13 protein-coding genes are annotated in these 14,793 nt (G+C 58.9%); 6 read left to right on the top strand and 7 right to left on the bottom strand.

Features of this window, described 5'->3' with window-relative positions:
• Positions 1-39 precede the first annotated feature (39 nt).
• On the bottom strand, positions 40-2,742 hold the full coding sequence (gene secA / locus WNY61_RS01435; RefSeq protein WP_342849671.1) for a preprotein translocase subunit SecA: 2,703 nt from the start codon (positions 2,740-2,742) through the stop codon (positions 40-42).
• A gap of 174 nt (positions 2,743-2,916) precedes the next feature.
• Here secA and WNY61_RS01430 point away from each other — a divergent pair, with 174 nt between their 5' ends.
• From WNY61_RS01430 to WNY61_RS01405, 6 genes are all read left to right on the top strand, one after another.
• Positions 2,917-3,765 (top strand): peptidylprolyl isomerase, encoded by an 849-nt coding sequence (locus tag WNY61_RS01430; RefSeq protein WP_342849670.1) that lies wholly within the window; start codon positions 2,917-2,919, stop codon positions 3,763-3,765.
• A 3-nt stretch (positions 3,766-3,768) separates the two neighbouring features.
• The gene (argJ, locus tag WNY61_RS01425; protein ID WP_342849669.1) at positions 3,769-4,995 is read left to right on the top strand and encodes a bifunctional glutamate N-acetyltransferase/amino-acid acetyltransferase ArgJ; all 1,227 of its coding nucleotides are present in this window, start codon (positions 3,769-3,771) and stop codon (positions 4,993-4,995) included.
• 4 nt (positions 4,996-4,999) lie between these two features.
• Positions 5,000-5,398, top strand: a complete 399-nt coding sequence (gene mutT / locus WNY61_RS01420; RefSeq protein ID WP_342849668.1) for an 8-oxo-dGTP diphosphatase MutT — start codon at positions 5,000-5,002, stop codon at positions 5,396-5,398.
• Between the two features lie 117 nt (positions 5,399-5,515).
• Positions 5,516-5,638 carry a hypothetical protein gene (locus WNY61_RS01415; RefSeq protein ID WP_342849667.1) on the top strand — a complete coding sequence of 41 codons (123 nt, stop codon included), beginning with the start codon at positions 5,516-5,518 and terminating at the stop codon, positions 5,636-5,638.
• An 81-nt stretch (positions 5,639-5,719) separates the two neighbouring features.
• Complete coding sequence (locus tag WNY61_RS01410; protein ID WP_342849665.1) at positions 5,720-6,637, top strand: diacylglycerol kinase family protein; 918 nt, start codon at positions 5,720-5,722, stop codon at positions 6,635-6,637.
• The gene (locus WNY61_RS01405) at positions 6,634-7,440 is read left to right on the top strand and encodes a metallophosphoesterase (RefSeq protein ID WP_342849664.1); all 807 of its coding nucleotides are present in this window, start codon (positions 6,634-6,636) and stop codon (positions 7,438-7,440) included. Before WNY61_RS01410 ends, WNY61_RS01405 begins: the two co-directional genes overlap by 4 nt.
• 9 nt (positions 7,441-7,449) lie before the next feature.
• Here WNY61_RS01405 and infB read toward each other — a convergent pair whose 3' ends face one another.
• From infB to pip, 6 genes are all read right to left on the bottom strand, one after another.
• On the bottom strand, positions 7,450-9,927 hold the full coding sequence (gene infB, locus WNY61_RS01400) for a translation initiation factor IF-2 (protein ID WP_342849663.1): 2,478 nt from the start codon (positions 9,925-9,927) through the stop codon (positions 7,450-7,452).
• Positions 9,928-9,936: 9 nt separating this feature from the next.
• A complete protein-coding gene (locus WNY61_RS01395; RefSeq protein ID WP_007118367.1) occupies positions 9,937-10,557 on the bottom strand; it encodes an RNA-binding protein in 621 nt (206 codons plus the stop codon).
• Positions 10,558-10,577: 20 nt separating this feature from the next.
• Positions 10,578-12,206 carry a transcription termination factor NusA gene (gene nusA / locus WNY61_RS01390; protein WP_342849662.1) on the bottom strand — a complete coding sequence of 543 codons (1,629 nt, stop codon included), beginning with the start codon at positions 12,204-12,206 and terminating at the stop codon, positions 10,578-10,580.
• Positions 12,206-12,784 carry a ribosome maturation factor RimP gene (gene rimP / locus WNY61_RS01385; RefSeq protein ID WP_007118369.1) on the bottom strand — a complete coding sequence of 193 codons (579 nt, stop codon included), beginning with the start codon at positions 12,782-12,784 and terminating at the stop codon, positions 12,206-12,208. The genes nusA and rimP overlap by 1 nt, the downstream gene beginning before the upstream one ends.
• Positions 12,785-12,936: 152 nt before the next feature.
• On the bottom strand, positions 12,937-13,800 hold the full coding sequence (locus tag WNY61_RS01380) for an ABC transporter substrate-binding protein (protein WP_342849661.1): 864 nt from the start codon (positions 13,798-13,800) through the stop codon (positions 12,937-12,939).
• Positions 13,797-14,768 (bottom strand): prolyl aminopeptidase, encoded by a 972-nt coding sequence (gene pip, locus WNY61_RS01375; protein WP_342849660.1) that lies wholly within the window; start codon positions 14,766-14,768, stop codon positions 13,797-13,799. The genes WNY61_RS01380 and pip overlap by 4 nt, the downstream gene beginning before the upstream one ends.
• Between the last annotated feature and the right edge of the window lie 25 nt (positions 14,769-14,793).

Genomic DNA, 14,793 nt, shown 5'->3' with positions numbered 1-14,793 from the left:
CCCTGAAAAGCCAAGTTATGGGCGAAAAGGTGGCGCCGCTTATTTGATCTCGCCGTGGCAATGTTTGAACTTTTTGCCAGAGCCACAGGGGCAGAGATCGTTCCGCCCTGGGTTGCCCCAAGTGGCGGGGTCGTTCTCATCAAAGCCCGGCGCAGCGGCTTCGGCCTGCTCAGAGGCCTCATCGGCAGCCTCGGTCGCAGCAGCTTGCATGGCGGCCTGACGGTCGGCCATTTCCTGCATCATCTCGCGGCGCTGCTCTTCGCTCATCGGTTGGATCTGGCCCAGCTTTTGGGTCACGTCCTGCCGCAGGCTATCAAGCATTGTCTCAAAAAGCTGGAAGGCTTCGTTCTTGTACTCGTTCAGCGGATCACGCTGCGCGTAGCTGCGGAACCCGACGACCGACCGCAGATGTTCCAACGTCAGCAGGTGGTCGCGCCATTTGGTATCGATGGCCTGCAACAACAGCTGCTTTTCGATGTTGCGCATGTTCTCTTCGCCGAAAGCCGCGGCCTTTTTGGCCATAAGCTCATCCGTGGCCTTCATCAGACGTTCGCGGACTACCTCATCATCCACGCCGTCTTCTTCGCACCACGCGATGATCGGCACGTCGACGTTCAACTGCTCAATCACCGCAGCATAAAACCCTTGGGTGTCCCACTGATCGGCATAGGTCTTGGGCGGCATGTAGGTGTCGATTAGATCGTCGATCACCTGCTCGCGCATGTCGGTGACGATCTCATTAAGGTTGTCGGCTTCCATGATCTCGCGGCGCTGGCCAAAGATCACTTTGCGCTGCTCATTCATCACGTCGTCGAATTTCAACAGCTGCTTACGAATGTCAAAGTTACGGCCCTCGACCTTCGCCTGCGCGCGCTCCAGCGACTTATTCACCCAAGGGTGCACAATCGCTTCGCCTTCCTTCAGGCCCAGCGTAGTCAGCACCTTTTCCAGCCGTTCAGAGCCAAAGATGCGCATCAGGTCGTCTTCAAGCGACAGGAAGAAAGAGGTGCGCCCCGGATCACCCTGACGGCCCGAACGGCCGCGCAGCTGGTTGTCGATCCGGCGGCTCTCGTGACGCTCAGACGCCAGAACATAAAGACCACCGGCCTCTAGCACCTTTTGCTTTTCCTCGGCGTGCTGTGCTTCGATCTGCGCACGGATGTTCGCCGGGTCTGCATCTGGGTCGGCGTCCAGTGCTTCAAGCACTTTCAACTCAACATTGCCGCCCAGCTGAATGTCGGTGCCACGGCCCGCCATGTTGGTGGCGATGGTCACGGCACCCAACTTGCCAGCATCGGCGATGATCTGGGCTTCTTGCTCGTGCTGACGGGCGTTGAGCACGTTATGCGCGACCCCATCGGCGTTCAGCATGGTGCTCAGCTGTTCGGACTTTTCGATTGAAGTGGTGCCGACAAGGCAAGGCTGGCCCTTGGCGTGGGCTTCCTTCACCTTTTCGATCATCGCCTCGTATTTTTCACGCGCGGTGCGGTAGACGGCATCGTCCTCGTCCACACGGGCAATTGGCACGTTGGTTGGCACTTCGACCACGCCAAGGCCGTAAATCTCGGCAAACTCTTCGGCTTCGGTCAGGGCCGTGCCGGTCATGCCGCCCAGCTTGTCGTAAAGGCGGAAGTAGTTTTGGAAGGTGACAGAGGCGAGCGTGATGTTCTCTGGCTGGATCTCGACGCCTTCTTTGGCCTCGATCGCCTGGTGCAGGCCGTCCGAAAGACGGCGGCCCGGCATCATGCGGCCCGTAAATTCGTCAATCAACGTGACGGAACCATCGCGAACGATGTAATCCTTGTCGCGCTGGAACAGCTTATGTGCGCGCAGACCTTGGTTGACGTGGTGCACGATGGTCGTGCTTTCGGGATCATAAAGGGTCATGCCCTCTTCGATCAGATCACGGGCGCGCAACTGCTCTTCAAGGAACTCGTTGCCGTCATCGGTGAAGGTGACGTTGCGGGTCTTCTCGTCGAGCTCGTAATGCTCTTCGGTCAACGAGGGGATCAGCGTGTCGATGATCTGATACATCTCGGAACGGTCCTGCGACGGACCGGAGATGATCAACGGCGTCCGCGCCTCATCGATCAGGATGCTGTCAACTTCGTCCACAACTGCAAAGTTATGCCCGCGTTGCAGCATATCCGACAGGCTCGACTTCATGTTGTCGCGCAGATAGTCGAAACCCAACTCGTTGTTGGTGGCATAGGTGATGTCGCAAGCATATGCCGCGCGTTTTTGGTCTTCGGGCATGCCGGAATAGGCAACGCCGGTGGTCAGACCCAAAGCGCCAAAGACTTTGCCCATCCACTCAGCGTCACGCTGGGCGAGGTATTCGTTGACAGTGACAATATGCACGCCCTTATGCGTCAGCCCATTCAGATAGGCGGCAAAGGTCGCGGTCAGCGTCTTGCCCTCACCGGTTTTCTGTTCGGCGATATTGCCCTGATGCAGGAAAATCCCGCCCAATAGCTGCGTGTCAAAGGCCCGCAGGCCCAATGTTCGGCGCGCAGCTTCGCGGCAGTTTGCAAAAGCTTCGGGCAGCAGATCATCAAGGCTTTCGCCCGCATCGGCGCGCTTGCCAAGCTCGGCAGTGCGCATCTTGATCTCGTCATCGCTCAGCTTTTCGAACTCGGGCTCCAGCGCATTGATCTGTGCCACAAGTGGACGGGTCGCCTTGATCTTCCGGTCGTTTGGCGTGCCAAAGACCTTTTTGGCGATTGTTCCGATACCCAGCATGTAATCTCCCGCCGAAGTTATGATGTCTTGCGCCGACCTGCTTGCCGAGCGCCATAGCAGCCCATAGATAGTGGATGAGCCCGCGCCTCTTAGCGCCATAAGGCGATGTAAGGGGCGTGCCATACACTGTCAATGTAGCAGCCTTGCTACGAACGAAGCGATTGGACCCCAACCATGCAAAAACCCCTCACATTTCTGTCGTCTTTGGCGCTTGCCGCCGCTGTGGCGCTGCCTGTAACTGCCCAAGACGAACCGGGTGTCGACACGGTTGTTGCCACAGTCAACGACACTGAAATTACGCTTGGGCATATGCTCGTGGCGCGTGCCACCCTGCCTCAGCAGTACCAGCAATTGCCAGATGACGTGCTGTTCCAAGGCATCCTTGATCAGCTTGTGCAGCAGACTGCCCTAGCTGACAGCTTTACCGGCGAATTGCCGCCGCGCGTGACACTGTCGATCGAAAACGAAACACGCTCGCTCACCGCGGGTGAAGCGATCGAAGGCGTTATGGCTGAAGATGTCAGCGATAAAGAGCTGCAAGCCGCCTATGACGCGCAGTACAAAGACGCCGAGCCTGAGCAGGAATTTAACGCCTCGCATATCCTTGTTGAGACCAAGGAAGAGGCCGACGCGATCAAGGTTGAACTCGACGGCGGTGCGGACTTTGCCGAAGTTGCCAAAGAAAAATCGACCGGCCCCTCCGGCCCCGGTGGCGGTTCCTTGGGTTGGTTTGGCCCCGGCATGATGGTCCCCGAGTTTGAAGAAGCCGTCGCCGGCATGGAAGCAGGTGGCGTGTCTGAGCCGGTGGAAACTCAGTTCGGTTGGCATGTTATCAAGCTGAACGAGACCCGCACCGGCGAAGCGCCCGCGCTTGAAGACGTGCGCGAAGAGCTTGAGACCCAAGTGCGCCAAACCAAGGTGCAGACAGCCATCGAAAGCCTGACAGAGGCCGCCAAGGTTGACCGCAGCGCCGCCGAAGGCATCGACCCAACTGTTCTCAAAAACACCGAATGGCTGAACTGATCTATGGGTAAATCACTGGCTGTCTCGCCGCTCGCCCCGGCCCGTTTTCCCGACCTTCCGGTTATCGACGGCGTGACATTCGCCACCATCGCCGCTGGTGTGCGCTATCAAGGCCGCACTGACGTGATGTTGGCGAAGCTGGCACCGGGCAGCGCTGTGGCGGGGGCGTTCACACGCTCTGCCACCCGCGCGGCCCCGGTGCTGGACTGCCAGGCAAAAATCGGCGGCGCCTCGGATGAGGGCGCCGCCATTGTCGTGAACTCCGGCAATGCCAACGCCTTTACTGGGCGTGGCGGCACCGACGCGGTTGAGGCAATCACCGCCGCCGCTGCCGAGACCTGCGGCGTGCCACAGTCGCGGGTGTTCACCTCCTCCACTGGGGTTATCGGCGAACCGCTGCCCCATGAGCGCATCACCGCTGTACTTGGCGATTTAAACGGAAAGCTAGACCCTGCGGGCATCGAAGACGCCGCACGGGCGATCATGACGACGGACACCTTTCCCAAAGGCGCCAGCGCGACGGTGGAAATCGACGGCAAAACCGTCTCTATCGCCGGTATCGCCAAAGGGTCCGGCATGATCGCACCTGATATGGCGACGATGCTGGTCTATATCTTCACCGATGCCGTCATTGCGCAAGACAAGCTGCAGCAGCGCCTGTCGACCCATACAGAGACGACGTTCAACTGCATTACCGTGGATAGCGACACTTCCACCTCGGACGCGCTGATCATGGCCGCGACGGGTGCCTCTGGGGTCGATGTGTCCGACAACGAAGCCTTCGACGAAGCCCTGCGCGATCTCATGCTCGATCTGGCGCATCAGGTCGTCAAAGACGGCGAAGGCGCACAGAAATTCGTCGAAGTAGCGGTGACTGGTGCCTCAAACGATACCGAAGCCAAGGTTCATGCCATGGCTATCGCCAATTCGCCACTGATCAAAACCGCCATCGCAGGCCAAGACCCGAACTGGGGCCGCGTCGTTATGGCGATCGGCAAATCCGGCGCCGCAGCAGACCGAGACCGCCTGTCGATCCGGTTTGGCGATGTCGAAGTTGCCCGCGATGGCTGGCGCAGCCCGGACTATTCTGAGGACGCCGCAGCCGCGCATATGAAAGGCCAGAACATCGTCATTGGTGTTGATCTTGGCCTCGGTGACGGCGCATGCACGGTTTGGACCTGTGACCTCACCCACGGCTACATCGACATCAACGCCGACTATCGGTCCTGATCTTATGAAGACAGTGCTCGTGTCTGCCGCTGCGTTGATCGATATCGACGGTCGCGTACTTCTGGCGCAGCGGCCAGAGGGCAAGGCAATGGCTGGCCTATGGGAATTTCCGGGCGGCAAAATCGAACCCGGAGAAACGCCAGAGCAGGCGTTGATCCGTGAGCTGCACGAAGAGCTGGGGATCGAGACATGGGAATCCTGTCTCGCCCCACTGACCTTTGCCAGCCACAGCTACAGCGATTTTCATCTGCTGATGCCGCTCTTCGCCTGTCGCAAATGGGGCGGCACCCCGGTGTCGCGTGAGAGGCAGACGCTGAAATGGGTGCGTCCAAACGAAATGCGCGCCTATCCGATGCCCGAAGCAGATGTGCCACTCATTTCAATTTTACGTGATTGGCTCTAGCGCACAGTGGCAAAACTGCACTAGTTATCGGCAAACGCTCAGCATCTTGCGTATAATTTAACCATTAGCGCATCATCCTGAGGCAGAGTTGTAACATCTGTATGAAAGGGTGCCGACATGCTGAGAACCATCACGATCGGAAGTTCCATCTACGTTCAGGGTATTTTTGTAAAAATGTTGGCCGGTGGCCGCATGGCCGTTCAAGTTGACGGTAAGATTTTCGAAGGCAAACCAGTCTAAGAAAATCTTGGCGGAACGCCTATTTATGTGAACAATTAGGCGTTCCGGCGCGTTTTCCCATACCATTTGGTAGGGAATATTATGTCACCGAAACGCGCAATCGTCATCCTGAACCATGGTTCAGGCCGCCAAGACGGTGAACAAGCTGAAGCCACCATCCGAAACGCCTTTGCGCGGCACGGGGTAACGGCAAAATTTATTTACATCGACAAACGCAATGACCCCGCAAATGCCGCGCGGGAGGCCTTGTCGGCGGGCGATGGCCTAATTGCTGTGGCTGGCGGAGATGGCACGATCTCGGGAGTGTCTTCGGCTATGGTAGGCCAAGATCGGCCGCTTGGGATTATCCCTCAGGGCACTTTTAATTACTTCGCGCGTTCAATGGGCATCCCCGAGGACCTTGAAAAGGCGGTAGACCTGATCGCTACGGGCCAAAGCCGTCCGATACATGTGGCCACCATCAACGGTGAGACGTTTCTCAATAACGCAAGCATTGGCGCGTATCCCGCGATCTTGAAAACACGCGAAGGGATCTATCGACGTTGGGGCCGCAGCAGGATTGCGGCCTATTGGTCCGTCATCAAAGCGCTCATTGGGTTTCGGACGACACTCAAGCTGACCATCGCGGTGGATGGTAAAGTAAGCACCTTACATACGCCGCTCGTCTTTGCGGTGAACAATGCCTTTCAACTCGACCAGATGGGCTTGGATGGGCAAGACTGCATCGCCCGTGGCGACATGGTGTTGCTTGTCGCCCCTGACACCTACCGTTTTGGCTTGCTGCGCCATGCCGTGGCACTGGCGATCGGCACGGCCAAACCTCATACCGACTACGAAATGCTCTGTGGGTCCGAAATCGAGATCCGTATGAAACAGCGTAAACGCTATGTCGCACGGGACGGAGAAGTTGCCGTGATGGCCGGCCCCTACCGGCTTTCCCGTGCAACATCTCCCATCCATATTTTCGTACCGGATGCTGCGAAGGAGAACGTGAGATGAGCCGTTTAATCCACCTTTCTGACCTCCACTTTGGTAAAGACCGGCCTGATCTTCTGGCTCCTCTACTCAGTGCTGTGAACGGCTATGACCCTGATCTGGTGATCATTTCAGGCGATCTCACTCAACGCGCACGTGAGAAAGAATACCGCGCGGCGCGGGCGTTTATTGACCGGATCAATGCGCCGGTTCTTAGCGTCCCAGGCAACCATGACATCCCACTGCATCGGCCTTTTACGCGGTTTCTGACGCCGTGGCGCTATTATCGGCACTGGATTGATCGTGATCTGACCCCAGTCCACAAGGGTCCGGATTTTATCGCTGTCGGGATAAACACGGTGGACCGATTTAAATGGCAGACAGGCAAACTGGGTCTTCGCCGTTTACGGCGCGCATGCCGCGCCCTTTCAGGAGGTGGCGAGAGCACATTGCGGATTGCGGTCTGTCATCACCCTTTGGACCACCCCACGGAAACACAGAAACGCCCTATTCCCGGTGCCAAGCGCGCATTGCGCCGCCTGCTCGACTGCGGTGCTGATCTCATTTTATCGGGTCATTTGCACATTTGGCACGCAGGGACCTTCGCACATCCAGCGCCTGAGCATGACGGGCATCTCGCGATTCAGTTGCACGCGGGCACCAGCCTTTCCTCCCGCCAGAGGGGGGAACCGAATGATTTCAACTTGATCGATATTTCGCCCCTCCACGTCAATCTTTCCCGGATCAGCTTTGACGATGCAAAAGGAGCTTTCACAAAAGCAGAGGCCCGGCAATTTGACCGGGCCTCTGGGGAATTCGTAGTCTAAGCGATTGGCTTAGGCCAAGGTGCGGGTCACTTCTTCGCGCTCGAAAATCTCGATCACATCGTCAGGACGGATGTCATCGTAGTTTTCAAACGCCATACCGCATTCCTGACCGGACTGAACCTCGGGCACTTCGTCTTTGAAGCGCTTGAGCGTTTTCAGCGTGCCTTCGTGGATCACCACGTTGTCGCGCAGCAGACGGACACCGGCGGAGCGGCGTGCCACACCTTCGGTAACCAAGCAGCCCGCAACCTTGCCAACGCCCGTGACCTTGAAGACTTCCTTGATATTCGCATACCCGATGAAGTTCTCTTTGATCTCGTTGCTGAGCAGACCGGAAGCAGCCGCTTTCACGTCATCCACAAGGTCATAGATGACCGAGTAGTAGCGGATTTCCACGCCCTTTTGGTTCGCAGTGTTCCGCGCCGAAGCATTGGCACGCACGTTGAAGCCCATGATCGGGGCGCCGGAGGCTTCTGCCAGACCGACATCCGTCTCGGTGATCGCGCCCACACCGGAGTGCAGAACCCGAACGCGGACTTCGTCGTTGCCGATTTTCTCCATCGCCTGAACGATCGCTTCGGCAGAACCTTGCACGTCGGCTTTGACCAAGATCGGCAGCTCGCTGACGTCTTCGTTCGCTTTGGCGTTGGCCATAAGCTGTTCCAGCGTCGTGGCAGCACCGGCAGCAGCACGTTTGTCCTTGGCGGCATTGGCGCGATATTCAGCGATCTCACGGGCCTGCGCTTCGGTTTCGGTCACGTTCAATACGTCCCCGGCCTCTGGCGTGCCGTTGATGCCAAGCACCTCAACCGGCACCGATGGCCCGGCTTCTTTGACGCGCTCGCCTTGGTCGTTGATCAGCGCACGAACCTTACCGTACTGCTCACCCACAACAAAGATATCGCCCTGACGCAGCGTGCCGTTCTGAACCAGAACAGTCGCAACAGGACCGCGGCCCACGTCAAGCTGCGCTTCGATCACCGCACCAATAGCGGCCCGATCTGGGTTCGCTTTCAGTTCGAGGATTTCAGACTGCAGCGCAATCGCTTCGAGCAGTTCGTCGAGACCTTGGCCCGTGGCCGCCGAAACTTCGACGTCCTGCACATCGCCAGACATCTTTTCGACGATAACTTCGTGCTGCAGCAAGTCTGTACGGACCTTATCAGGGTTCGCAGCAGGTTTATCGATCTTGTTGATCGCCACGATCATCGGCACTTTCGCCGCTTTCGCGTGGGCGATCGCTTCGATCGTCTGCGGCATCACGGCGTCATCCGCCGCGACCACCAGAACCACAATATCCGTTACCTGAGCACCGCGCGAACGCATGGAGGTAAAGGCCGCGTGGCCGGGTGTGTCGAGGAAGGACAGAACCGCGCCAGTGTCGGTCGTGACCTGATAGGCACCGATGTGCTGGGTGATGCCACCGGCTTCGCCAGCAACAACTTTCGCATTCCGGATCGCATCAAGCAGCGATGTTTTACCGTGGTCAACGTGGCCCATGATCGTGATGACGGGCGGACGACCCTGCAGATCTTCGGGCTTATCTACGATCTCTTTAATCACGTCTTCAACGTCAGAGTCGCTGACGCGCACAACCTTGTGGCCGAACTCTTCGATGATGAGTTCTGCAGTATCCGCGTCGATGGATTCGTTCTGCGTAACCATCAGGCCGCTTTGCATCAACGCTTTCACAACGGCGCCGGTCTTTTCGGCCATACGGTTGGCAAGCTCGGACACGACAATCGCCGGGGGCAGATTGACGTTGCGCACGATCTTTTCACGCTCGACCTGACCACCCATCGCCTTTTGACGCGCACGCTCCTGCTTACGCTTCATCTGCGCCATGGAACGCTGACGGCCACCTTCACCACCGGTGAGGGCTTGGTTCACGGTCAGCTTGCCAGAACGGCGGCTATCGCCACCCTTGCTGCGCTTTTTGGTCTCGTCGCGGTCACGATCTGTCGTTTTGCGCGGCGTTGCGGCGGGCAAAGGCTTATTGCTCTGCTCGCGCGCGGCGGCAGGCTCAGGCGCGGGGGCAGCAGCAGCCGCTTCGGCTTCTGCTTTCTCGGCCTTGCGGCGCGCGTCTTCCTCGGCTTTCGCCTTGAGGCTTTCCTCGCGCTCACGCTCTTCGCGTTCTTTGGCTTCGATCTCGGCCCGACGGCGCTCACGATCTTCTGCGCGGGCCTTTTCTTCGGCCTCACGTGCTGCGGCTTCCTCAACCTCGCGGGCTTTGGCGGCCTGAACAGCCTTCAGACGACGCTCCATCTCGGCATCGGTGATGCCTGCGGGACGTTTCTTAGGATCTCCAATCGGCCCGGCACCCGGCCCGGTTGGTTTCTGGCCACCCGGCTTGGGCACCACAACACGCTTGCGCTTGGTTTCGACCACAACGTTTTTGGTCCGCCCGTGGCTAAAGCTTTGCTTTACATTCCCCGGACGTGCGCCGCCGCGCAGACCCAATGTTTTCTTGCCGTCACTATCGCTCATGAAGCTCGTCTATCCTTTCGGATGGCCGCTGCCACCCTCGTTTACGCGCACGCCTTTAAGTCGTCCGGCTTCCTCTACAACACGTTGCGTGAGTCCGCCAGAGGCGAGCGCCCCATGTATCACAGTTTGGCGACCGAATGCCAAACCCAATTCATCGGCGGTTAACCAGCCGATGTAATGACCATAGTGTGGGGTGCTCAGCTTGGACTTACCGCGCCCTGACCCGTCTACAGCCTGTATCAATACTTCGGCCTCTTCGGATTGCAACCAACCCTTGACCTTTTCGTAGCCGGCGACCGCCTTGCCTGCTTTGCGCTGGAGCGAGATCAAGTCCACCACCCGGCGCGCCAATTGCTGTTCGACTTCGTCGACCAACCCGTCTGGCAGCGTGACCGGCTGTTTCGCCGACCGAGCAAAGGCCTTTTTCTTTACCGCAAGTTCCAGCGCGGCACGGTCAGCCGAGACATAGATGCCCCGGCCCGGCAGTTTACCCAGAATATCGGGGTAAACTTGATTGTCCGGACCGATCACAAAGCGGATCAACCCGTGTTTTGGCTGCACATCGCCCGTGGCAATGCACTTGCGTTCTGGACCATCTTGCTGGTCGTTCGAAGCGCCACCGCGTCCCATGTGCAACCCCCGAGGCCCGATTAGGCCTCGGCCTCCTCGGCGGTCTCGCCGTCTGTTTCTACGTCGTCTTCATCCGCGCCGCCTTCAAGCTCGGTCGGGTCGACCCAGCCCAGCATGACGCGGGCGGTCATGATCATAGCCTGCGCATCTTCAAGGCTGACCTCAAAGGGCTCAAGCGCGCCATCGTCCTTAACACGCTCACCGTTGACCGTGGTCCAACCGCCAGCCAGTTCCCAATCGGCACAGGTGGCAAAATCTTCCAGGGTCTTTACGTCGTCTTTGGCCAGCGCTTCTAACATTTGGGGGGTCAGACCCTCAAATTCAACCAAGCTGTCTTCGACACCCAAGGCACGGGCATTATCAAGCGCCGCTTTGTTCTGCGCTTCAAGCACGTCACGGGCACGGGCCTGCAACTCGCCAGCGGTGTCTTCGTCCACACCGTCGATGACCAGCAGCTCGTCGACTTCGACATAGGCAACTTCTTCGAGGTTGGAGAAGCCTTCGGAAACCAGAAGCTGGGCGAAGAATTCGTCCAGATCAAGGTTGTCCATGAACAGCTTTGTGCGCAGTTCAAACTCGGCCTGACGGCGCTGGCTTTCCTGCTCTTCTGTCATGATGTCGATATCGAGGCCGGTCAGCTGGCTGGCCAAACGCACGTTTTGACCACGACGGCCAATCGCCAGCGACAGCTGCTCTTCGGGCACGACCACTTCGATCTTGCCGGCTTCTTCGTCCAGAACCACTTTCGACACTTCAGCAGGCTGCAGCGCGTTCACAAGGAACGTCGGCTGGTCTTCATTCCACGGAATGATGTCGATCTTTTCGCCCTGAAGCTCGTTCACGACGGCCTGCACGCGGCTACCGCGCATACCAACGCAGGCACCGACAGGGTCGATGGAGCCGTCATGGGAAATCACAGCGATCTTGGCGCGCGAACCCGGGTCACGGGCGACCGCTTTGATCTCGATGATGCCGTCATAGATCTCCGGCACTTCCATCTTGAACAGCTCGGCCATGAATTCGGGCGCGGTACGGCTCAGGAAAATCTGCGGGCCGCGCTGCTCGCGGCGCACATCTTTGATGTAAACGCGGATACGGTCGTTCGGGCGATAGCTTTCGCGGCCGATCTTCTCGTTCCGACGCAGGATCGCTTCGCCAGCGCCTACATCGACGATGACGTTGCCATATTCTTCGCGCTTGACCAGACCGTTGATGATCGTGCCGGCGCGGTCTTTGAACTCTTCGAACTGGCGGTCACGCTCAGCTTCGCGGACCTTCTGCAGAATCACCTGCTTGGCCGACTGCGCCGCGATCCGGCCCATCTCAACTGGGGGAACTTCTTCGACGTAGGTATCACCGACCTTAGGCTCGGCCATGTATTGTTTGGCTTGGTCCACGGTGAACTCAGCCTGATAGTTCTCAAGGTCTTCATCCTCGACCACGGTGCGGACGCGGGTGAATGTCGCCTTGCCGGTCTTGCGGTTGATATCAACCCGGATGTCCATCTCGGCGCCGTAGCGGGACTTGGCGGCGCGGGCGAGGGATTCTTCCATCGCTTCGACGACCAGACCGGGGTCGATCATCTTTTCGCGCGCAACTGCCTCGGCGGTTTGCAACAGCTCAAGCTGGTTTGCAGATGTAATGGCCATTAGGTGTCTCCCTCAGCAGACTCTTCAGTCTCGATATCATCAAATTCGTTTTCGTCGATCGCGCCAGACGCTTTGCGCTGACGGAGCATTTCTTTGATCAGGTCGTCGGTCAGCAACAGCTTGGCATCGCTGAGCCAGTCGAACTGCAGGCCGATGGTGCCCTCTTCGACGTTGATCAACACTTCACCGCCTTCGACACCAGCCAGTTCGCCCTTAAAGCGGCGGCGGCCGTCGATCAGCTCGGTCGTTTCGATCTTGGCCTCATAGCCTTCGAAAGCATCAAAATCCTTAAGCCGTGTCAAAGGGCGGTCGATGCCCGGGCTGGAAACTTCGAGCGCGTATTCGTCGAGGATCGGGTCTTCGACATCCAAGACCGCGCCAATGGCCTGCGAGATCTTGGCGCATTCGTCCACTTCAATCCCGCCGTCGGGCCGGTCGGCCATGACTTGCAGGATGGTGGATTTGCCCGACATCAGGCGGACGCGCACCAATTCAAACCCCATGTCCTCGATCACCGGGGTGATGATCTCGGCCAGACGGCGGTCAATGGCGGCTTTGGCAATCAGGTCATTCGACATGAGACATCCAATTTGAATCTGGCAATTTCGCTCAGGCATAAAAAAACGGGCGCGCGGCCCGTGTTCAAGATCGGTGGAGCCTTCGGTTTGGACCCGAAAGCGCCGCTGTTGAAAGGGGATATAGGCCGGAAAGCCTGAAACTGCAACCCCTGTTAGCCGAACCACCACCGCTCGGGCGCGCGCAGGTTATCCATCGGGGCTTGGCGTCCGGTGTTGGGTGGCTGACGCAGATCGCCCGACAGGGCACTGACCCCACCGGCGCTATCGGCCTGAAGCGTCACATCGCCCCGCTCGCGATAGCGGGGCCGCGCGGGCAAATCCGCTGCATCCACAAGCCCTTCGCTCAACGCCTGCGCGCGCACCTCCCGTGCCGGGATCGAGACGAGCTCAACCGTATCGAACCATCCGGCGGTGCCGTCTTTGTAATGCGTCTCTACCCGCTCGGCCAAAACCTGACGCCCGGCGGAAAAGCGCCGCAGACGGTAGAGCCCGGTGCCGATCCCTGCCTCGGGTGCATGGGCAGGGCGGATCACAAAATGCGGCTCTGACAACAGCAGCGGCAGACCAGGATTCGCTTGAAGTAATGTGATCTGCACTTGAAGGGCACCGCGCGCGGAAATCTCAGCTTGAGGCAGTACTCTTTGCAGACTCGCCACCACATCGCTTGCGGTCAGCGCGCTGCCGTCGTGAAACCGCACATCGGGCCGTAGATCAAACTGCCACTGCCGCGCGCCCTCGCTTGCTTGCCAGCCCGACGCCAACTCACCCTTCAGAATGCCGTTGCCCGCTACTTCGGTCAGTGTGTCAAAGATCAGCCCCTGCCGCGCGACCTGCATGAAAAGCCCGGCACCTTGCAGCCAATCGTCCTGCCGCGTCGCGCCGGAAAGCGCGAGCCGCAGACGGCCACCACGTCGCGGCGGCTCTCCCGCGCCAGCGCCCGTTGCGGCCAGCAATGCCGCCGCTGCACCGGTGGTGAACAGCGCCCGGCGATCCAGAAGAGAGTTACGCGCGCTCATCGCTGACCAATCCTGTCCATCGTGCGCACCAACTCCGCGCTGATCCCCGGCTCTGACAGCGCATGACCCGCGTCGCGGATCATACGCAGGTCAGCATTCGGCCAGCGTTCGGCCAGCGCATAAGCGCCTGCAGGGGGGCAGATCATGTCATAGCGCCCCTGCACAATAACGCCGGGGATATGCGCGATGCGGCCCATATGTTCGAGGATCTGACCGTCGAACTCCAGAAAGCCGTTGTTGGTGAAATAATGGTTCTCCAACCGTGAAAATGCCCGCGCATAGGCCGAAGGACCGCCATGTGACACACCGTCAGACTGGACCGAGGCCAGCGCATTCTCCCACGCCGCCCAAGCGCGACCGTAGTCTTGTTCGACCCCCAGATCGCCTGAGAACAGCCGCCGGTGATAGGCCGCTATCAGATCGTCGCGCTCGTCTTCGGGGATCAGGTTCACGAACCGCGCCCAAAGTTCGGGCCAGAATCGCCCGGCCCCGCCGCCATAGAACCAATCAAGCTCGGCCTGCGTCATCAGGAACACGCCGCGTAGGATCAGATGGCGGACCGCTTCGGGGTGCGCTTGGGCATAGATCAGTGCCAGCGTCGCCCCCCAAGAACCGCCAAAAACCATCCATTTATCGATGCCCAGCGCGGTGCGAATCAGCTCAATATCAGCGACCAGATGCCACGTCGTATTGTCCTCGACCGAGGCATGAGGCCGCGAGCGTCCACAGCCGCGCTGGTCAAACAGCACGATGCGGTAAACCGATGGGTCAAAATACCGCCGCATCGATGGGCTACAGCCACCGCCCGGCCCGCCATGCAGCACCACAACCGGAATACCATCCGGGTTGCCGCATTGCTCGACATAGACCTGGTGCCCCTGCCCGACAGACAACATCCGCTGGTCGAAAGGCTCAACCGGCGGATAAAGATTTGGCGTGCTGCGTTTTTGGTCGGGATACTTGTCCATTGCCGCCCTATATAGTCATTGAACC

This window comes from Sulfitobacter sp. AS92 (assembly GCF_038900015.1).
In the GTDB taxonomy this organism is placed as follows: domain Bacteria; phylum Pseudomonadota; class Alphaproteobacteria; order Rhodobacterales; family Rhodobacteraceae; genus Sulfitobacter.
The sequence above is the reverse complement of the archived record's forward strand: the minus strand, read 5'-3'. Positions and strand labels throughout refer to the sequence as shown.